This is a genomic window from Mycobacterium sp. DL, assembly GCF_039729195.1.
In the GTDB taxonomy this organism is placed as follows: Bacteria; Actinomycetota; Actinomycetes; order Mycobacteriales; family Mycobacteriaceae; genus Mycobacterium; species Mycobacterium hippocampi_A.
Window position 1 is genome coordinate 2,244,124 of record NZ_CP155796.1, and the last position, 20,270, is coordinate 2,264,393.

Below are 20,270 nucleotides of genomic sequence, written 5' to 3' on the forward strand. Positions count from 1 at the left end.
ATAGCTTGACCCGATGACCGCTACGCCCGACCCGTCCCGCCCGCTTGCCGGGGTACGGATCGTCGAGATCTCCAGTTTCGTTGCGGTGCCCCTCGCCGGGATGACGTTGACACAGCTGGGCGCCGAGGTGATCCGAGTCGATCCGATCGGCGGTGCGGCCGACTATCGCCGCTGGCCACTCACCGCCGACGGGGACAGCATCTACTGGGCAGGCCTGAACAAGGGAAAGCGGTCGCTGGCGGTCGACATGCGCTCCGCTGAGGGCCAGGAGCTGGTCGTGCGACTCATCGGTGAGTGCGGCGTGTTCATCACCAATGTTGCTGGCCGGCAATGGCATTCCTACGAGGCGTTGAGCGGGACGCGGCCGGATCTGATCCACGTCGAGGTGTCGGGACGCGCCGACGGTGGCACCGGCGTCGACTACACCGTCAACGCCGCCATCGGTTTCCCGCTGGTCACCGGGCCTGTCGGGGCCACGGAACCGGTCAATCACGTGCTGCCCGCATGGGATGTCAGCTGCGGCCTCTACGCCGCACTGTCGGTGGTCACCGCGTTGCGTCACCGCGATGCGAGCGGTCACGGCCAGCGGATCAGCATCCCGCTGGAGAACGTGGCGTTGGCGACGGCCGGCAATCTCAGCCTGTTCACCGAGGCGATGGTCAACGGCACCTCGCGCGAGCGGATCGGCAATGCCGTCTACGGCACCTACGGGCAGAACTTCACCAGTGCCGACGGTGTCGGTTTCATGGTCGTCGCGCTGACCGGCCGGCACTTCCGGGATCTCACCGAGCTGACCGGAACCACCGAAGCCGTTGCTGCGCTGGCCCAATCGCTGAACGCGGACTTCTCCGACGAGGGAGAACGCTATGAGCACCGCGACGCGCTCAACGGTCTGTTCGCCGAATGGTTCACCGTGCACACCGGCGCGCAGGTCGCCGACGGGTTGTCGGCGACCTCGGTGTTGTGGGAGCGGTACCGCTCGTTCGCCGAGACCGCCGCCGACGAACGGGTCACGGACAATCCGATGTTCAGCCCTCTCGATCAGCCGCGGGTGGGTCGCCACCTCGCGCCCGGACTGCCGGTGTCGATCGACGGCGTCTACCCGCCCGCCGTACCCGCGCCTGCACTCGGTGGCGACACCGTGGCGGTGCTGGCCGAGTGGCTTGCGCTGGACGCCGGGCACATCGACGAACTCATCCAGTCGGGCACCGTGGGCGGCTCACGATGAGCACCCTGCTCGGCCTGCTCGATGTCACCGGTGATGCGGACGCGTGGCGTGGCCGGGCGAGCGGACCCGAGGGCAAGCGCGCCTACGGGGGCCAACTGGTCGCACAGAGCCTGGCCGCGGCCGCGCGCACGGTGGAAGCCGCGAAGCTGCCGACGAACATGCATCTGCAGTTCCTGCGTGGCGGCGATGCGGGTGCGGACATCGACTACCGGGTGGAGCGGGTCTTCGACGGCCGCACGGCCGCATCACGTCGAGTGGTCGCGCTGCAGGGTGATCGCCCGCTGACCACGGCCACAATCTCTTTCGCCGCAGCGCTGTCCGGGCCGGAGCACGGACGTCGGGCGGTGATGCCGGAGGATCCGGAATCGCTCGAGCACACCGGGCCGGCCGGCCCGGCACCGTCGATGCCGCTCGACGAGCTGGACATCAGGGTCGTCGACGACACCGCCGGTGGTGAGTTCGTCCGCAGACTGTGGTGGCGGGTCCTGGTGGATCTGCCCGACGACCCGTTGGTGCACACGCTGATCGCGGCGTACGTCACCGATGTGTATCTGATCGACCCGGCGTTGCAGGTGCACGGGCACTCGATGCGGTCACGAACCCACCGCAGCGGCACCACGGATTCGTCGGTGTGGTTCCACGGCGCGATCCGCGCGGATCAGTGGAATCTGCTGGAGTGCCGTTCACCTGCGGCCGCGCGGGGGCGCGGGGTGGTCACCGCGAGCCTGGTCCGCAGCGACGGCGTCATCGCCGCCACCCTGGTCCAGGAGGGGCTCATCGCAGAGCGGGAGCCCGTACCGAGTCCGGCGCACTGAGCCTGCGGTCGCGAAGCTGCCTGCGCAGCAACGTCACCGCTGCGGTCAGCGCCACCCCCACGGCGATTGCGGCGACGACGCCGACAACACGATGGCTGCCGAACAGCGGATACACCTGGTAGTGCGTGAGATAGGTGTACAGCGAGGCTTCGGCGACGACACCGGCGACCACCGCGACCGCGGCCGGACACCGCAGAGACGGCAACCAGATCAGCAGGGCGAACCCGGCGAGCACCAGCGTCTCGCGCAGAGTGCTGCCGAAGTAGCCGTACAGTCCGATGACCAGCACGGCGGACACCAGCGCGCGCTGCTGGATCGTCGTCGCCTTCGCCGCCGCCCATCCCGCGGCGAAGAACCAGAATGTCAGCACCGTGAACCACGCGTCGTCTCCCAGGTTCAGTCCCAGCACGTCGAACCGCAACGCGAGACCGAACAGCAGGAACGCGATCGCGACGGTGAACGAGTGCCGCCGCTCGAGGCGATCGAGAGCAGGCAGCCAGAACAGGATCGCGAGGGCGACGAGGATCCACACCAATACCTCGACGAACCACAGCCTTCCTGCGGTCATGCTGTCGTGAGGGCCGAGGAACTTGTTGGCCAACAACAGGTTTGTCGGGTGATAGTCGTCGGTGAGGGCGAGGGCGATTACGATCCATAACACCGACGGAACCGCGATCCACGCGATGGTGGTGCGCAGGTGACGGATCCGGTCGGGCCGGGGGAGCGGGGTCAAGCAGAATCGGCCGAAGTTGTATCCGGCGATGCCCAGTAGGACGTGGGCGCCGGCCCACAGTTCGAACGCCTCGGCGTGCGAACCGACGATGAGGATGATCGCGACCGCGCGCAGGGCGACGCTGGTTTCCAGCGTGCGGCCCCATGACTGCCACCATTTGGGTTTCGGCGCGGGCAGCGTCTCGAGCGCGCGCAGTGACAGTCGCGGCCACTGAGGCGGTAGTTGGCCGAGGGCACGTTCGAGCTTCACCGACATCGTCACGTAGGACAGCGAGTTCCCGCCGAGATCGACGAAGCTGGCCTCCGGATCGATAGCAGCCGGATCGAGGTGGAGCACCTCGGCGAACAGTTCCCGTAGGTCGGTGTGTTGCGGGCCGGCGGCGCGGACCTCCGTTGCCAGGACCCGGGCGGCGGGGTAGTCCGGTTTTCCCGACGGCAGCATGGGTAGCTCGGGAACGCAGACGGCGGCCACCGCGCTTGCGGGAATGCCCGCGATCTGGCCTGTGCGGCGTTGCAACTCTCGGTGCTGGTGGTCGCCCGCGGCGACCACCACGAGTCGGTCGCCACTGTCGGTGCACAACGCCGGAACGCCGCCCTCCCGCAGTGTGGTCTCGAGCTGTTGCAGATCGATGCGCAGGCCGTACATCTTCACGAATCGGCTTCTGCGGCCGACGACTTCGTACAGCCCGGTGCTGTCTCGGCGAGCGATGTCGCCGGTGCGCAGCGCATCAACGGTCGCACCGAGTGCAAGATCGGGTGGTCCGTCCGCGTAGCCCATCATGACGTTGGCGCCGCGGTACACGAGCTCACCGGTGCCGTGCTCGGGCCAGCCGTCGACAGGTTCGATGGAGAACGCTCCGCCGGGGATCGGTCGACCGATGGCGGTGGCATGGCTGTGGGCGAGATCCGGTGGCAGGTAAGCCATCCGGGCGGTCGCCTCGGTGGCGCCGTACATCACGAAGAGCTGCCAGCCCTGCGTGTCGGCCAGTGCGGCGAACGTCCGGACCCGTTCGGCGGGCATCCGACCGCCGGCTTGCGTCAGGTACCGCAGGTGGGGGAGCTGCATCGACGCGAAGCCGACGCTCTCGAGCAGCTCGAAGGTGTACGGCACGCCGGCGAAAGTCGTACCGCGGTGGCGGCGGAACAGATCCCAGAACTCCGCGTCGGACACCGAGTGCTCGGTCAGGATCAGTGCGGCTCCGACGAGCAGGTGGCTGGTGACCACCGACAGGCCGTAGCAGTAGGACATCGGCAATGTGGTCGCGGCTCGGTCGGTCTCGCGGATCCCCAGGTATTCGGCGATGGCCGAGGCATTGGAGATCAGGTTGGTCCGCGAGAGCCTGACCAGTTTCGGCGAACCGGTGCTGCCGGAGGTGGACATCAGCAGAGCGAGGTCGTCGTGCAGCAGATGCCCGCGACCGGGGCGGATGTGCATGCCGGTGGCGTCGATCACGACGTCGGGGCGGTAGGTGGCGGTGATGGCGCTGTGATCGCGGCCGGCGGGTACCGGGAGCACCACATGGTTGCCGGCGAGCGCGCCCAGGTACCAGATCAGGGTGTCGACGGTGTTGCTGGTCTCCAGCAGGACCAGGCGGCGCCGGTCGCCGAGGTCGCGGGTGGCGGCGTCGACGCGGTCGGCGAGTTCGGTGTAGCTGAGTCGGCGCGACCCGGTCAGGATCGCGGCGTTGTCACCGTGACGGCGCAGATGGTCGACCAGGGGAGTCATCGACGATCCTGTGGCATCCGCTTCGGGCCTGGCCGCATCCAGGCAATCCTTTCCGCGACAGGCGCCGGGCACCTGAGCTGAGGCTTACCGAAGTGAGGATACCGTTAGCTCAGTTGCCGTCCCAAAGCCATCACATGCGGCCGTAGCGGCTCCTGACGAAGCTGTAGGCGCCGAAGGCGGCGATCCCCAGCCCCGCGGCGATCAGCAGGAACTTCCCGAACGGCGCCTGGCCCAGCGTCTTGATCGCGGCGTCGAGGCCGCTCGCCTTCGCCGGATCGGCCTGCAGTGTTGCCATGATGACCAGCAGCCCGGCACCGGCGAGGACGAGGCCCTTGGCGGCGTAGCCGGCGACCCCGGTCGCGACGATGGCGGTGCCACCGGAGACCTGCAGGTCGTCGAGGAACTTCTGGGACACCCCTTTGTAGACGTGGTAGCCGCCGACGGCGATGACACCGAGGCCCACGGCGATCAGTACGACTTTGCCCCATCCGGACTGCATCAGCTGGGCGGACATGCCGGAGTTCTGCTGGCCGCTCGACTGCCCACTGCCCATGGCGAACCGCGCCGCGGACAGGGCGATCGCGAAGTTCGCGATAGCCAGGCCGACCGACTTCGCGCGTTTCCAGGCGGGGTTGTCGCCCTTGCCGCCGGAGCCTTCGCCGGGTTTCGCTCCGATGACGGCTTCGGCGATGCGCCACAACCCGAGCGCGACCAGCCCCGCCGCGGCCGCCCACAGCACGATCTTCCCGCCGGTCTGGCTGCCCAGGGTGGCCAGCGCGCCGGACTGGTCGGCGTTTCCGCCCGCCCCGGTGAACGCCAGCTGAAGGATGATGTAGCCGATCAGCAGGTGCAGCACGCCGCTGGCGGCGAAACCTGCCCTCGCGGTGTACTCGAACGCATCGCTGTCGGTGGCCCGGTCGGCGATGCCGTGGGCGGACTTGGAACTGGTGGCCATGGTGCCTCCTGGTGGGGGGATGCGGCCGAGTACCCCCTTTTTGACGCCGACGAAACACCCGGTGGCCGGGGTGGTCACCGTTCGGCCGGCCGACCCTTCGTGAGGATGAACACGCTGATGCCGCACACCCACGCCGGGAACACCAGGGTGATCCACAGGCTTCGACTGACCACAAGAAGAAGGATCAACGCCAGCAGGTACGTGACGCCGGCCAGCCATCGTGGCATCAGCCTGGTGCGGATCCAGATGGTGGCCAGCGAGATCATGAACACGCCGGCAAAGCGCACCCCCCAGACGTTGCTGATCTGAAGCATCAGTGACCGCGCGAAGTAGACGACTCCGTTCGAGGCGATCGCCGGGGTCTCGGCGACGATCAGGATCGCTCCGGCGATGGCCATCGAGACGGCGACCATGGCCAGAAACAGCAGTCCGCTGCCCAGGAAGACGGACCCGAAGAACCGGTCCTCGAGGTCGCCGAGTTGGTCCCGCACGACCCCGATGAACCACAGGAACGCGATCCCGGCGAGCGGAGCCAGCACCAGTGCGATACCGATTCTGGTTTCGCCGCGGGTCACCCAGGAGATCTGGGCGAACGGATCATCGGGAATGGCGCTGCGCAGCAGGACCAGGCTGGTGGCGAACAACGCGGCGAACAGGATGCCGGCGACCCCCGCGGCACGCGGCGTCGTCAGGGTCTGGAACCTCTGGGTGCGATGTGCGTCGTTCATGCGCGGCTTTCGTCGGGAGATTCTGCGGGTGTGCCGTTACAGCCGCAGGGTCACCCCGAGCAGCGCGATGACCCCGAGGCCGGAGACCAGTGCGGCGACGATGGAGGCGATCGAGTAGCGCATCGGGCCGAAATCCGATCGCAGCGTCGTCAGCTCCTGGCGGTGCTGGACCCAGCCCAGAATCAATGCGGTCAGACCGACGAGAATCATTGCGACACCGAAGACTTGAGGGCTCACGTACGGGTCGCGGAGCCGTTCGCTCTCCGACAGGTACCGGAAGATCTGGTAGATGGTGAAGCCGAAGGCGATCAGTGCCGTGCTGGTGCGGGTCCACGCCATCAACGTCCGCTCCAGCGCCAGCCGATTGCGCTCGGCGGCCAGTCGGGTGTTCGCGTCCAGCGCACGGTCCGGCATCGCCACCTCCCGGTCACTGATCGACGGAATCCGCAGGAGATTGAGGCTACTACCCGCAGCGCGAATCGCCGGGGCTGTGGACGAATTCGCGATTGGGGACAGCTGACGTTATCGGCGCGCTCCTGTCACCGGTGTGCTGCAGCGTGAAGGCATGACAAGAACACAGAGCCGCGCCGAAATCGGGGCGATGGGCGAGCAGCTTGCCGTCGACTATCTCGAACGGCTCGGGCTGCGGGTGCTCGCGCGCAACTGGCGGTGTCGCTATGGCGAGTTGGATGTCATCGCGGCCGACGACAACGCCCGGGCGGTGGTGTTCGTGGAAGTCAAGACACGCACCGGGGACCAGTTCGGCGGCGTCGAGCAGGCGGTGACTCCGACCAAGGTGCGCCGGCTGCGTCGGCTTGCCGGGCTGTGGCTGGCGCAGCAACAGGGCAGTTGGGCGGCGGTGCGCATCGATGTCATCACCATCCGGATCGGCCGACGCCGCACCCCGGAGATCACCCATATCCAGGGGGTGGGGTGATGGCACTGGGCAGGGCCTTCTCCGTGGCGGTGCGCGGTGTGGAGGGTGAGATCGTCGAGATCGAGGCTGACATCGCCGCTGGGCTACCGGGGATCTATCTGGTGGGACTGGCCGATGCTGCACTGCGGGAGTCCCGTGACCGGGTGCGCGCGGCGATCTCCAACTGCGGTTTCACCTGGCCGATGACGCGGCTGACGCTGGCGTTGTCCCCGGCGACGCTACCGAAGATGGGCAGCGTGTACGACCTCGCGCTGGCCGCAGCGGTGTTGTCGGCGGAAGACAAGAAGTTCTGGCCGCGGCTGGAGAAGACGGTGCTGCTCGGCGAACTCGCACTCGACGGCCGGGTGCGGCCGGTCAAGGGCGTGCTGCCCGCGGTGCTCGCCGCACGGAACCAGGGCCGGCCCGCCGTCATGGTGCCCATCGAGAACCTGGCCGAGGCCAGCCTTGTCGACGGCATCGAGGTGTGGGGTATCCGCAGTCTGCGACAGTTGCGGGCCTGGTTGGCGGGCAAGGGCGATCTTGATGCTCGTGTCGAGAGCCCGCGGCACACGCCCGAGGCGGTGACGGATCTCAGCGATGTCGTCGGGCAGGGGCAGGCGCGCTACGCCGTCGAGGTCGCCGCGGCGGGCGCCCACAACCTCATGATGACCGGGCCACCCGGGGTGGGGAAAACGATGTTGGCGCAGCGGCTTCCGGGCCTCCTTCCCCCCTTGGCCCATACCGAGTCGCTGGAGGTCACGGCGATCCATTCGGTGGCGGGGCTGTTGACCGGCGACGCGCCTCTGATCACCCGACCGCCGTTCGTCGCACCGCACCACACCGCCAGCGTCGCAGCACTCGTGGGTGGAGGTTCGGGGATGGCGCGCCCCGGTGCGGTGAGTCGCGCCCACAGGGGCGTGTTGTTCCTCGATGAGTTCGCGGAGATCAACAGCGGCGCGCTGGAGGCGCTTCGCACGCCGTTGGAGGACGGCGAGATACGTCTTGCCCGCCGCGACGGTGTCACCTGCTATCCATGCCGGATCCAGTTGGTGCTGGCTGCCAATCTGTGTCCGTGTGCGCCGCCTGATCCGCGCGACTGCATGTGCGGCGCGGCCGAGAGGAGGCGCTACCTGGGCAAGCTGTCGGGACCGCTGGCCGACCGGATCGACCTGCGCGTCGAGATGCACGCATCACGCGCGGGATCGTTCACTGAGGAGGAAGGAGAATCGACCTCCGTTGTCCGCGAACGGGTGTGGGCGGCAAGGAACGCTGCTCAAGAGCGGTGGCGTGCCCACGGCTTCGCGACCAATGCCGAGGTCAGCGGTTCGCTGTTGCGTCGCAGATTCCGGCCCAGTGCGGAGGCGATGAAACCGCTCAGGATGGCGGTGGACCGCGGGGCGGTGAGTATCCGGGGAATGGACCGCGCCGTGCGGGTCGCGTGGACTCTCGCCGACCTCGCCGGACGCACCTCGCCCAACACAGAGGACGTGATGACGGCGATGAGCTTCCGACAGGTGGTGGGTCACTGATGGAGAAACAGACTCGCCGCGCGTGGGCGTACCTGTCGAGGGTTGCCGAACCGCCCAATGCGCTGCTCGCTGATCTGGTGGCCACCGTTGGCGCTGTCGAAGCTGCCGAGCGGATCCGTCGTCGTGACGTCAAGGATCGGTTGAAGCGAGCCACCGAAGCTCGATTCGAGATCGATACCGCAGAACACGATCTCGCGATCCTGGAGCGGATGGGAGGGCGTCTGGTCACCGCCGATGACGACGAGTGGCCCTACCTGCCGTTCAGGTCGTTTGACGGTGCCGATCGCACGAAGTTGCCGAATGCCTATGCGCCATTGGTCCTCTGGGTGGTCGGCCCGTCGCGGATGAGTGACTTCACGCAGCGGGCCGCATCGATCGTCGGAACCCGGGCGGCGACCGCCTACGGTGAGCACATTGCCGCGGATCTGGCCGCCGGTCTGGCCGAGCGTGACGTAGCCGTGGTCTCCGGGGGTGCGTACGGGATCGACGGTGCGGCGCACCGCGCGGCGTTGGCTTCCGACGGCGAGACCGTCGCGGTTCTTGCCGCTGGGATCGACGTCCCCTATCCCGCAGGACATTCGGCTCTGCTGCACAGAGTCAGCCGGCACGGTCTGATCGTCAGCGAGTACCCGCCCGGCATGCGGCCGACCCGTCGACAGTTCCTGACCCGCAACCGATTGGTGGCCGCGTTGAGTGGAGCCACAGTGGTCGTCGAGGCCGGAGCCCGAAGCGGCGCGCGCAACACGGCGGGGTGGGCCAAGGCATTGGGACGTCCGGTGGGTGCTGTTCCCGGACCTGTTACATCATCGTCGTCCGTCGGCTGCCACGAGTTGCTCGATCAACGTGTCAAGGTCGTCACCAGGGCGGCTGACGTCGTCGAACTGGTCGGTCGGATGGGCGAGTTGGCGCCGGAGGCGGTTCGGCCGACCTCCGAGGTCGACGAGCTGAGCGACCTCGAGCTGACGGTGTACGAAGCACTGCCCGGGCGTGGAACACGCACCGTGAACGAGATCGCGGTGGTGGCGGGGCTGCCGGTCGCTGATGTGCTCGGCCCGCTGACCATGCTGGATGTCCGCGGCCTCGTGACGCAGACGGATGGCTGCTGGAAGCTGAGGAGACACTAGGACTCCCACCGCGTCTGCTGTGAAGAACTCAGCGGTCACGAGGTGACCCAGGCCGCGGGCGAACCGAACAGTGGGCAATGTCACGGCGTTTCGTGACTACGCTCACGTCGCCGATCGCCCGATGGTCCCCAACCGCGTAGTTCTATGGATAGAGAAGGAACTACAGGTAAAGGGGCAACTGATGCAGACATCGCGATGGAACCAGGTGCGGGACTTTTTCACCGATGTCGCCGAGATCATGGCCGTTGCTCGAGCGCTTCAGGGTGGTTCGATCACCGCGAGCCAGGCCTCCGCGGCGATCAGCGGCACGCGCGGTCGCGGCAACGGCGGGCCGCACGTTCGCAACGACGTAGACGAACACACCCGTGGTCCCCTGGACGGCGCGTATTCGGCCGACGACCGCTCCCAGCTGGTTTCCCAGCCATAGTTCGGACCCACTGAGCTGGACTCCGCGCTCGATAAGTCTCCGCCGTTGTCCCACAGGTGAACTCAACACATCGCTGCACCCTGGGCTTCACTGCAGACGTTTGCGCTGCACCGGTGGGCTGATGTCTCGTCCAGCCGCTCAGGTGGGGGTCGGCTTCAGAACGTCGCGACGCTAGCGCCCTGCGACGGCGACGGCGCTCGTATAGTCGAGGGGCAAGCTGAACAGCGGAGGTGGGTTGAGGTGGCAGGACGTCCCGTGCACACGTTCGAAGTGGTGCGCTCAGAGCAGTTGACCCGGCACATGGTCCGAGTCGTGCTCGGAGGCAGCGGTTTCGATACGTTCACCCCGAACGAGAGCACTGACGCGTACGTCAAGCTGGTCTTCGTCGACGACACCGTCGACGTCGGCACCCTCGAGCAACCGTTGACGCTGGACAGTTTCAAGTCACTCGACCACACCGTGCGCACCTACACCGTTCGTCACACCGACCCCGTGCGTCATGAGATCACGATCGACTTTGTCGTACACGGTGATCACGGCGTCGCGGGCCCTTGGGCCGCCTCGGCCGTTCCCGGGCAGCGTCTCTTCGTGATGGGACCCAACGGCGGCTATGCACCGGATCCGGCGGCCGACTGGCACCTGCTGGCCGGCGACGAAGCGGCGCTTCCCGCGATCAGCGCCGCGCTGGAAGCGTTGCCCGACAACGCGATCGGCAAGGTGTTCATCGAGGTGGCCGGTCCTGAAGACGAGATCGAGTTGACCGCACCGGCCGGCGTCGACGTCGCGTGGGTTTTTCGCGGAGGTCGCGCCGACCTGATCGGTGACGAGCACGCCGGCGACCATGCCCCGCTGATCACCGCGGTGAAGGAAGCCCTGTGGTTACCCGGGCAAGTCCAGGTGTTCATCCACGGTGAAGCCCAGGCCGTCATGCACAACCTGCGGTCCTACATCCGCAAGGAACGCGGCGTGGATGCCAAGTGGGCCGGATCGATCTCCGGATACTGGCGGCGCGGCCGCACCGAGGAGACGTTCCGGCAGTGGAAGCGCGAACTCGCCGAAGCCGAAGCGAAATAGCCCTGCCCACCGGGTCGCCGATGGCACCCTGGGGCGATGACCTTCGGTAACTACCAACTCGAGATCTACCTGCAGGGCCTGTCCGGGGTGCTGCCGTCGCTGCCCATGGACTACGCCGGCTGGGAGGCGAAGGCCGAAGTCGCCATGCCCCCGTCGATCTGGTCCTATGTGGCAGGCGGCGCCGGGGACGAGCAGACGCAGCGGGTCAATCGGACCGCCTTCGACCGCTGGGGCCTGATGCCGAGGATGCTGGTCGGCGCCACAGAGCGCGTCCTCACCGTGGACCTGTTCGGCATGACGCTGCCGTCGCCGCTGTTCATGGCGCCGGTCGGGGTGATCGGCATCTGCGCGCAGACCGGTCATGGCGACCTGGCGGCCGCCCGCGCGGCAGCCCGCACCGGGGTTCCGATGGCTGTCTCCACGCTGACCGAGGACCCACTCGAGGACGTCGCCGCCGAATTCGGTGACACCCCGGGCTTCTTCCAGCTCTACACGCCGACCGATCGTGATCTCGCGGCCAGCCTGGTCAGCCGCGCCGAGGCCGCCGGGTACAAGGCGATCATCGTCACCCTGGACACCTGGATCCCGGGGTGGAGACCGCGGGACCTGGCGATGTCGAACTTCCCGCAGCTGCGAGGCCGCTGCCTGGCGAACTACACCAGCGACCCGGTCTTCCGCGCCTCGCTTGCCCAGCCACCCGAGGAGAACATGCAGGCTGCGATCATGCAGTGGGTGCAGCTGTTCGGAAACCCCCTGACCTGGGATGACTTGGAGTGGCTGCGGTCGCTGACCGACCTGCCGCTGGTGCTCAAGGGCATCTGCCATCCCGACGATGTCCGTCGCGCCAAGGACGGCGGTGTCGACGGCATCTACTGCTCCACCCACGGCGGACGTCAGGCCAACGGCGGGCTGCCCGCGATCGATTGCCTGCCCGGCGTGGTCGAGGCCGCCGACGGGATGCCGGTGCTGTTCGACTCCGGTATCCGCAGCGGCGCCGACATCGTCAAGTCGCTGGCACTGGGGGCGACGGCCGTGGGAGTCGGCAGGCCCTACGCCTACGGGCTCGCCATCGGCGGCGAGGACGGCATCGTGCACGTGCTGCGGTCGCTGCTGGCCGAAACCGACCTCATCATGGCCGTCGACGGATATCCCACGCGGTCTGATCTCACTCCGGACACGCTGCGGCGCGTCACCTGAATCGGTGGATCGACCTCTGCCACGGTGGGGGAGTGGAGGCCGTCCTCGAGGAGTTCGACGAATACCTCGCGCTGCAGCGTGGCCGCTCGGAGCACACGCGGCGCGCCTATCTCGGTGACCTTCGGTCGCTGTTCGACTTCCTCGCGAACCGTGCCCCCGACGCAGGCCTGCGTGGCCTGACGCTGCCGGTGCTGCGCTCCTGGCTTGCTGCGCAGGCCGCCACCGGCGCCGCCCGTGCGACGCTGGCCCGGCGCACCTCGGCCGTGAAGACGTTCACCGCATGGGCGGTGCGTCACGGACTGTTGACCGAGGATCCCGCGACCCGTCTGCAGGTGCCCAAGGGTCGGCGCACGCTCCCGGCGGTGCTGCGTCAGGATCAGGCGATCGATGCCATGGATGCGGCGAAATCCGGTGCCCAACAGAATGATCCGCTCGCACTCCGGGACCGTTTGATCGTCGAGATGCTTTATGCGACCGGCATCCGCGTCAGCGAACTGTGCGGGCTGGACATCGACGACATCGACAGCTCCCGCCGGGTGCTGCGGGTGCTGGGCAAGGGGAACAAGCAGCGCACCGTGCCCTACGGCGAGCCTGCGCACATCGCTGTGACGGCGTGGCTGGCCGACGGGCGGCCTGCGCTGGCCGGCAGCGATTCAGGGGCTGCCCTGCTCCTCGGTGCCCGCGGCGGGCGGCTCGACCCGCGACAGGCACGCACCGTCGTGCATCAGACGATGGCCGCAGTCACGGGTGCCCCCGACATCGGGCCGCACGGACTGCGCCACAGTGCTGCCACGCATCTTCTCGAGGGCGGGGCAGATCTGCGGGTGGTGCAGGAACTGCTGGGTCACTCGTCGCTGGCCACCACGCAGCTGTACACGCATGTGTCGGTGGCGCGACTGCGTGCTGTGCACGACCAGGCCCACCCCCGGGCTTAGTCCACCCCGCCGAGATTGCGTTCCAGCCGGCCCGCACGTGATCTTTCTCTGCTGGATGCAATTCCGGCGATGAGGCGACCGGCGGTAGGGTTGGCAGGCGTAGAGATGTCAAAGCCGAAGGAATTGAACAGTTTTCGTGAATCGTTCAACGGTGGACCTGCCCTGCGCATCGGTGTCGGTCCTCGAGTGGAACCCCTCGAGCGCGCCGGAACGGACGGTGCTGCTCCTGCACGGCGGCGGGGTGGACAGCGCGTCGCTGTCGTGGGGTGGCATCGGGCCGCTCCTCGCCGAGGCCGGGTTCCGGGTGATCGCCCCCGACCACCCCGGTTACGGCCACAGCCCCAACCCGACCTGGCAGGCGACCCAGCGGCGGCTCGTCGACTACGTCGGTGAGCTTGTCGACGCGCTGGAGCTGCGCCGGTATGTAGTCGGCGGGCTGTCACTCGGCGGTGGAATGGCGCTGGGCCACGTGCTCGAGCGACCGGAGCGGGTGAGCGGTGCAGCGCTGTTCGGCAGCTACGGCATCATGCACCGGTTGTCAGTCGATCGACTCTCTGGCATCCGGCAGTTCGTCACCTGGGTGATGCTGCGTACCGGACTGTTGAGGGCAGCGACCAGGTGGTTCAGCGGCAGTCGGGCCGGCATGCGGTGGTCGTTGGCGTCACTGATCCGCGATCCCGACGCTCGCACACCCGCATTGGTCGACGAGGTGATTGCCGCGGCGGCGCAGGGCCGGGGACTCGACATGTTCGACCAGTGGCAGCATGAGCAGATCCGGTGGTGCGGGATGGCCACCGACTACACCCCGCAACTGGCGTCGTTCCCGCGCCCGGCGCTGGTCGTGCACGGTGATCGGGATGCCGGAGTGCCGGTGGCCGCGGCCGAAGCGGCCGCCGCCGCGATGCCCGACGCCCGGCTCGTGGTGGTTCCCGGAGCCGGTCACTGGGTGCAGCGAGATCGCCCCGACGTCGTGCTGGCAACGATGGTCGGCTTCCTGCGATCGCTGCCTGCCTGAGGCCAGGATTCCCCGCGCCGGAATTGCGTTCCAGCAGGCTCGCTCTCGCAACACCGCTGCTGGAGTGCAATTCCGGCGAGGAAAGAGCCCGAGCCGGTTCCGGCGTCAGCGCACCGGCTTGAGCCGGATCCGCGTGCTCGCCAGCAACCCCAGCGGATCGACGTAGTCGGCGCGCGCGGCCGCACCCCACATCGCCCCCCAGTGCAGGCAGGCCGAGGCCGCACAGCCGGGGTGGCCCGCCACGAGCTCGCCGATAACGCTGCGCGAGCTCACCGTCTGACCGCGTCGCACCCCGGGCTGGACGGGCTCGTAGCTGGTCCGCAGCCCGCCGGGGTGCGCGATCGAGACCAGGGGACGGCCTGCCAACTCACCGGCGAACACCACGGTGCCCGCGCCGGCCGCGTACACCGGCTGTCCGGGCGTCCCGGCGAGATCGACGCCACGATGGCCACGTTGCCAATTAGGCGAGGGCGCGTCGAACGCACGCACCACCGCCGGGCGCGGCCGAAGGGGCCAGTCGAGCCGTCCGGTCTCCGCCGACGCCGGGACCGCCCACACCACCAACAGCGCGACGACGGCCGTCAGCATCCGCATCGCTACAGTTCAATGGACCGCGGCGCCCGTGCGCCAGCCCGCAATGGCCGCCCTGTGGATGCCCGTCGCGGTGGTCGGAGCAGGTGTTTTCACCGTGTAAACTCCTTACCGCAGCTCGCAACTGCGGGCTGACTTCGCGTGTCTGCTCATGGCCACCCACTGGTGGTCATACCTCGGATGCCGGCGGTCTCGTCCCGAGCTTCTCGGAAACGAGTCCGGCTTCCAGCAGACACCAGGGCACGGCGTCACCCGACGCTGCGCGTCAACCGACTAAAGAAGGCCGGCAACAACACCATGGCTGTCGTAACAATGAAGCAGCTGCTTGACAGCGGCGCTCACTTCGGGCATCAGACCCGTCGCTGGAATCCCAAGATGAAGCGGTTCATCTTCACCGACCGCAACGGCATCTACATCATCGACCTGCAGCAGACGCTGACCTACATCGACTCGGCCTACGAGTTCGTCAAGGAGACCGTCGCGCACGGTGGGTCCATCATGTTCGTCGGCACCAAGAAGCAGGCGCAGGAGTCCATCGCCCAGGAGGCGACCCGCGTCGGCATGCCGTACGTGAACCAGCGCTGGTTGGGTGGCATGCTCACCAACTTCCAGACCGTGCACAAGCGCCTTCAGCGGATGAAGGAGCTCGAAGCCATGGAGCAGACCGGTGGCTTCGAGGGTCGCACCAAGAAGGAAATCCTGATGCTGACCCGCGAGAAGAACAAGCTGGAGCGCAGCCTCGGCGGTATCCGGGACATGCAGAAGATCCCCTCGGCGATCTGGGTCGTCGACACCAACAAGGAGCACCTCGCGGTTGCCGAGGCTCGCAAGTTGAACATCCCGATCATCGCGATCCTGGACACCAACTGCGACCCCGACCTCGTCGACTACCCGATCCCGGGCAACGACGACGCGATCCGCTCCGCTGCGCTGCTGACCAGAGTGGTGGCCTCCGCGGTCGCCGAGGGTCTGCAGGCACGGTCGGGCGCCGGAGCCGACAAGCCCGAGGCCCAGGCGGCCGAGCCGCTCGCCGAATGGGAGCAGGAGCTGCTGGCGGGTGCGACCACCGCCGCCGCTGCACCGGAAGCTGCCCCGGCCGAGGCTGCTGCCGCCGCCGAACCCACTTCCTGAAACTCGTAGCGAAAGGCTGACATGGCTAACTACACAGCCGCCGACGTCAAGCGCCTCCGGGAGCTGACCGGCGCCGGAATGATGGACTCGAAGAACGCGCTCGTTGATGCTGAAGGCGACTTCGACAAGGCCGTCGAACTTCTCCGCATCAAGGGCGCCAAGGACGTCGGCAAGCGCGCTGAGCGTGCGACCGCCGAGGGCCTGGTGGCGGCCAAGGACGGAGCTCTCATCGAGCTCAACTCCGAGACCGACTTCGTCGCCAAGAACGCGGAGTTCCAGTCGGTCGCCGATCAGATCGTGGCGGCCGCGGCCGCAGCGAAGGCAACCGATGTCGACGCGGTCAAGGCCGCGAAAGTCGGGGACACCACGGTCGAGCAGACCATCGCCGACCTGTCGGCGAAGATCGGCGAGAAGCTCGAACTGCGCCGTGCCACCTACTTCGACGGCACGGTCGAGGTCTACCTGCACAAGCGGGCGGCGGACCTGCCTCCGGCGGTGGGTGTGCTGGTCGAGTACTCCGGCGCCGACGCGGACAAGGCCAAGGCGGCGGCCCACGCGGTAGCGCTGCAGATCGCCGCGCTCAAGGCCAAGTACCTCACCCGCGAGGACGTGCCCGAGGAGACCGTCGCCAACGAGCGGCGCATCGCCGAGGAGACGGCCCGCAACGAGGGCAAGCCCGAGCAGGCGTTGTCCAAGATCGTCGACGGACGCGTGACCGGTTTCTACAAGGACGTCGTGCTGCTGGATCAGCCGTCGGTGTCCGACAACAAGAAGACGGTCAAGGCGTTGCTCGACGAGGCCGGCGTGACCGTGACGCGGTTCGCCCGCTTCGAGGTCGGCCAGGCCTAGCCCGGTCACTGTCTCACCCGAGGCCCCCGAGACTCCGGTCTCGGGGGCCTCGTGTTTTCCCTGCGTGTCACCGGTCGGCAGTCGGGGAAACATGCGCCGCCGCCGCACGTGTTTGCCAGCGGCGGTGGTGGCCGGAGATCAACCACCAGCCGCACGTCGCCCAGGGGGGATCGTGCCGGCCCACGAGCCCGCGGATTCTTTGCCTGCTCCCCGCCGCGGCGTCTGTGGCAACGGAGGTCAGCAAATCAGTTGTCTCGATGAGGTTTTGGGGACAGGGCAAATGCCGTCGGTTGGAGTAGCCGCGAGTTAACCTCGGGTCATGGCCGAACACGAGAACTGCTCTGGTCAACTATAACCAAAGCGCTCGAGTCTTCTGTCACCGCAAATGCTGTATCGGGCGAGAGCCTCACAGCTGAGATCCTTCGTGATCTCGCTCAGCTACCGAAACGCACGCCGTGGGAGCCGGTTGTCAGTGCGTTGATCGACCTGACGACCGCGTCGTTGGCGGTGGCGATCGGCATGACGTGGGCCAATCGCTCCGGTCTCGAACTCCCGCCGACCTGGATGCTGTGTTTCTTCGCTCCCACGGTCGTGGCCGTGCTGGCGATGCGCTCCATGTATCGGCGATCGCTCAACCGCACCTTCCTGCACGATCTCCCGACGGTCCAAGCCGGCGCGGCCTTCGCGGCAATGCTGCTGACCAGCGGTTTGATGCTGAATTCCCGGATCACTGACTCGCTCGGCAGCACGGTTGCGCGGATCTGGATCTGCGGGGCGGTCCTGATCCCCGCGGGCCGGTGGCTGTGGACGGCGACGAAGCACCAGATGTACCGCCGGAACGTGATGACCGCCCCCACGCTGATCGTCGGCAACGGCAGGATCGCCGACAGGGTCGTGGATCGGATCAAGGCGACGGAGTACGGGCTGCGTCCGGTGGGGCTTGTCGACGACGATCCGCCCTCGATGGGCCCGGCCCGGAACATGCCGTCCAGCATTCCGTACCTGTGCAAGCTGGCCGACCTCGAGGAAGCGATCTCGCTGACCGGCGCGCGGTGCATGATCGTCGCCTTCTCCCGGACGCGCGATGAGGCGATGGCCCAAGCGGTCAGGGTGGCCCACAAGCGAGGTCTGACTGTATGGATCGTTCCCCGGATATTCGACACCATCGGCGTGCATGCGCGTATCGATCACGTCGGCGGCCTGCCGCTGATTGCGGTGGCCCACACCGACCCGCGGGGCTGGCAGTTCGTCGCCAAGCATCTGTCCGACCGGGTGGTCGCCACGGCGGGGCTGGTGCTGATCTCGCCGCTGTTCCTGGCCCTGATGCTGCTGGTGCGGCTCAGTTCGCCGGGTCCGATCTTCTACGGGCAAGAGCGGGTGGGGCGTGACGGGCGGATCTTCTGCTGCCGGAAGTTCCGCTCGATGCGGCCACCGCAGAACCCGGATGTGGCATTCGCGCCGAGCGACGGTTCCGCACCGGGCGGCGTCGAAGGCGAGGATCGCCGCACCGCGATCGGCAGGTTCATGCGGACGACGTCGCTCGACGAACTGCCGCAGTTGCTCAACGTCATCAGGGGCGAAATGAGCCTGGTGGGGCCACGTCCGGAGCGCCCGGAATACGTCGAACTGTTCAACGCCCAGATCGCGCGCTACGGCGACCGGCACCGGGTCAGGGCGGGGATGACCGGATGGGCGCAGGTGCACGGTCTGCGTGGCCAGACGTCGATCGCCGATCGTGCGGAGTGGGACAACTTCTACATCGAGAACTGGTCGATATGGCTGGACTTCCGGATCCTTGCGATGACGGCTCTGGCGGTGTTCCACCGGACCGAGTGATCGACGGTCCGCCCCGGTACGCTTTGGTACCGTCGGCCTATGGACCGTATTCACGCCTTCGGCGAACCATTCTCCGGAGATGCCCTCGGTGACCTCGATGCCGTCGGCCTGGTCGACGCACTCCGCGCCGGGACGGTGTCGGCACGTGAGGTCGTCGACGCCGCGATCGCCCGGGTCGAGTCGGTCAACCCGACCCTGAACGGTCTGGCATACGAGGCGTTCGACAGGGCGCGGGCGCGCACCGAACTTCGTCGGCCGTACGGCGGGTTCTTCGACGGCGTGCCGTCGTTCCTCAAGGACAACGTCGCCGTCGCCGGAATGCCGACGATGGACGGCACCGATGCCTGGGATCCGCGCCCCGCTGATTCCGACGGTGACTTCGCGCGTGCGTACGTGGGAACCGGACTGGTTCCGCTGGGCAAGACCCAACTCTCGGAGTTCGGCTTCAGCGCGTCGGCGGAACACCCTCGGCTGGGGCCGGTGCGCAATCCGTGGAACACCGAGCACACCGCGGGTGCGTCGTCGTCGGGGTCGGCGGCGTTCGTGGCTGCCGGGGTGGTGCCGATCGCGCACGCCAACGACGGGGGCGGGTCGATCCGAATCCCCGCGGCCTGCAACGGATTGGTGGGACTCAAACCATCGCGCGGCCGCCTGCCACTCGACAAGGACATGCGGCAGATGCCGGTGCGCATCGTGCACAACGGCGTGGTCACCCGCTCCGTGCGTGACACCGCCGCGTTCTACCGGGAGATGGAACGGGTGGCCGCCAATCCGAAGTTGCCGCCGATCGGCGACATCACCGGACCCGGCAAGCAGCGCCTGCGCATTGCCGTGTGCACGCAGTCCATCGCGCACGAAGCGAGCCCCGAGGTCAGCGAGCTGACGTTCAAGACCGCGGCTCTTCTCGAAGAACTCGGGCATCGGGTGACCGTCATCGACAATCCGGTGCCGCCCCGTTTCAAGGACGACTTCCTGCTGTACTGGGCGCTGCTCGCGTTCGCTCTGGTGAAGGGCGGTCCCCGCACCTTCGGGGAGAGTTTCGACCGGAGCAAGCTCGACAACCTGACCCTCGGCCTCGAAAAGCACGCCGCGCGTAACCTGCATCGGCTGCCGTTGGCGATCGCCCGGTTGGCCCGGGTACGACGGATCACGTCGCGGCTGTCGGCCGACCAGGACGTGCTGTTGACGCCGACGCTGGCCGAGGTGACACCACGCATCGGCCACCTCGATCCGACGGCCGACTACCAACAGATCGTCGACCGTCTCATCGAGTGGGTGGCGTTCACTCCACTGCAGAATGTGACCGGGGATCCGGCGATCTCGTTGCCGCTGGCCGAATCTGCGTCCGGGTTGCCGGTCGGCATGATGTTCTCGGCGCAGCTCGGTCAGGACGCGCGCCTTCTGGAGCTCGCCTACGAGCTCGAGGAGGCCCGGCCCTGGTCCCGCATTCAGGGCTGACGCC

General features: G+C 67.6%; 19 protein-coding genes. 14 read left to right on the forward strand and 5 right to left on the reverse strand.

What is annotated here, in order from left to right:
* Positions 1-13: 13 nt before the first annotated feature.
* Together ABDC78_RS10745 and ABDC78_RS10750 are read left to right on the forward strand one after the other, a co-directional pair.
* The gene (locus ABDC78_RS10745) at positions 14-1,228 is read left to right on the forward strand and encodes a CoA transferase (protein ID WP_178362205.1); all 1,215 of its coding nucleotides are present in this window, start codon (positions 14-16) and stop codon (positions 1,226-1,228) included.
* The gene (locus ABDC78_RS10750; RefSeq protein WP_178362206.1) at positions 1,225-2,043 is read left to right on the forward strand and encodes an acyl-CoA thioesterase domain-containing protein; all 819 of its coding nucleotides are present in this window, start codon (positions 1,225-1,227) and stop codon (positions 2,041-2,043) included. The genes ABDC78_RS10745 and ABDC78_RS10750 overlap by 4 nt, the downstream gene beginning before the upstream one ends.
* On the opposite strand, the gene ABDC78_RS10755 is transcribed toward ABDC78_RS10750, so the two are convergent.
* The 4 genes from ABDC78_RS10755 to ABDC78_RS10770 form a co-directional block, all read right to left on the reverse strand.
* Positions 2,003-4,501: an AMP-binding protein gene (locus tag ABDC78_RS10755; protein WP_178362207.1), complete on the reverse strand. Its 2,499-nt coding sequence runs from the start codon at positions 4,499-4,501 to the stop codon at positions 2,003-2,005. The two genes, ABDC78_RS10750 and ABDC78_RS10755, sit on opposite strands and share 41 nt — an antisense overlap.
* A 130-nt stretch (positions 4,502-4,631) precedes the next feature.
* Positions 4,632-5,456: a DUF1206 domain-containing protein gene (locus tag ABDC78_RS10760; protein ID WP_178362208.1), complete on the reverse strand. Its 825-nt coding sequence runs from the start codon at positions 5,454-5,456 to the stop codon at positions 4,632-4,634.
* 74 nt (positions 5,457-5,530) lie between these two features.
* Positions 5,531-6,184 carry a hypothetical protein gene (locus tag ABDC78_RS10765; RefSeq protein WP_178362209.1) on the reverse strand — a complete coding sequence of 218 codons (654 nt, stop codon included), beginning with the start codon at positions 6,182-6,184 and terminating at the stop codon, positions 5,531-5,533.
* A gap of 36 nt (positions 6,185-6,220) precedes the next feature.
* The gene (locus tag ABDC78_RS10770) at positions 6,221-6,598 is read right to left on the reverse strand and encodes a DUF202 domain-containing protein (protein ID WP_178362210.1); all 378 of its coding nucleotides are present in this window, start codon (positions 6,596-6,598) and stop codon (positions 6,221-6,223) included.
* Between the two features lie 151 nt (positions 6,599-6,749).
* Between ABDC78_RS10770 and ABDC78_RS10775 the strand changes: the two genes are divergently transcribed.
* The 8 genes from ABDC78_RS10775 (at position 6,750) to ABDC78_RS10810 (ending at position 14,401) form a co-directional block, all read left to right on the forward strand.
* Positions 6,750-7,121, forward strand: coding sequence for a YraN family protein (locus ABDC78_RS10775; RefSeq protein WP_178362211.1), 372 nt, complete (start codon positions 6,750-6,752; stop codon positions 7,119-7,121).
* Positions 7,121-8,629 carry a YifB family Mg chelatase-like AAA ATPase gene (locus ABDC78_RS10780; RefSeq protein ID WP_178362212.1) on the forward strand — a complete coding sequence of 503 codons (1,509 nt, stop codon included), beginning with the start codon at positions 7,121-7,123 and terminating at the stop codon, positions 8,627-8,629. Before ABDC78_RS10775 ends, ABDC78_RS10780 begins: the two co-directional genes overlap by 1 nt.
* Positions 8,629-9,753, forward strand: a complete 1,125-nt coding sequence (gene dprA, locus ABDC78_RS10785; protein ID WP_178362213.1) for a DNA-processing protein DprA — start codon at positions 8,629-8,631, stop codon at positions 9,751-9,753. Before ABDC78_RS10780 ends, dprA begins: the two co-directional genes overlap by 1 nt.
* Positions 9,754-9,823: 70 nt before the next feature.
* Positions 9,824-10,180 carry a hypothetical protein gene (locus ABDC78_RS10790; protein WP_178362214.1) on the forward strand — a complete coding sequence of 119 codons (357 nt, stop codon included), beginning with the start codon at positions 9,824-9,826 and terminating at the stop codon, positions 10,178-10,180.
* A 240-nt stretch (positions 10,181-10,420) separates the two neighbouring features.
* Positions 10,421-11,254, forward strand: a complete 834-nt coding sequence (locus ABDC78_RS10795) for a siderophore-interacting protein (RefSeq protein ID WP_178362215.1) — start codon at positions 10,421-10,423, stop codon at positions 11,252-11,254.
* A 36-nt stretch (positions 11,255-11,290) separates the two neighbouring features.
* Positions 11,291-12,451: a lactate 2-monooxygenase gene (locus tag ABDC78_RS10800; RefSeq protein WP_178362216.1), complete on the forward strand. Its 1,161-nt coding sequence runs from the start codon at positions 11,291-11,293 to the stop codon at positions 12,449-12,451.
* Between the two features lie 32 nt (positions 12,452-12,483).
* Positions 12,484-13,386 (forward strand): tyrosine recombinase XerC, encoded by a 903-nt coding sequence (locus ABDC78_RS10805; protein WP_178362217.1) that lies wholly within the window; start codon positions 12,484-12,486, stop codon positions 13,384-13,386.
* A 136-nt stretch (positions 13,387-13,522) separates the two neighbouring features.
* Positions 13,523-14,401: an alpha/beta hydrolase gene (locus tag ABDC78_RS10810; RefSeq protein WP_178362218.1), complete on the forward strand. Its 879-nt coding sequence runs from the start codon at positions 13,523-13,525 to the stop codon at positions 14,399-14,401.
* Positions 14,402-14,506: 105 nt separating this feature from the next.
* Here the strand turns inward: ABDC78_RS10810 and ABDC78_RS10815 are convergent, their stop codons facing one another.
* Complete coding sequence (locus ABDC78_RS10815; protein ID WP_178362219.1) at positions 14,507-14,995, reverse strand: M23 family metallopeptidase; 489 nt, start codon at positions 14,993-14,995, stop codon at positions 14,507-14,509.
* Between the two features lie 294 nt (positions 14,996-15,289).
* On the opposite strand from ABDC78_RS10815, the gene rpsB reads away from it, so the two are divergent.
* From rpsB to ABDC78_RS10835, 4 genes are all read left to right on the forward strand, one after another.
* Positions 15,290-16,123 carry a 30S ribosomal protein S2 gene (gene rpsB, locus ABDC78_RS10820; protein ID WP_178362220.1) on the forward strand — a complete coding sequence of 278 codons (834 nt, stop codon included), beginning with the start codon at positions 15,290-15,292 and terminating at the stop codon, positions 16,121-16,123.
* A gap of 21 nt (positions 16,124-16,144) precedes the next feature.
* Entirely contained in the window at positions 16,145-16,972 is an 828-nt protein-coding gene (gene tsf, locus ABDC78_RS10825; protein WP_178362221.1) for a translation elongation factor Ts, read from the forward strand.
* A gap of 477 nt (positions 16,973-17,449) precedes the next feature.
* Positions 17,450-18,808, forward strand: a complete 1,359-nt coding sequence (locus ABDC78_RS10830; RefSeq protein WP_256736485.1) for a sugar transferase — start codon at positions 17,450-17,452, stop codon at positions 18,806-18,808.
* 39 nt (positions 18,809-18,847) lie between these two features.
* Complete coding sequence (locus tag ABDC78_RS10835) at positions 18,848-20,266, forward strand: amidase (protein ID WP_178362222.1); 1,419 nt, start codon at positions 18,848-18,850, stop codon at positions 20,264-20,266.
* Positions 20,267-20,270 lie beyond the last annotated feature (4 nt).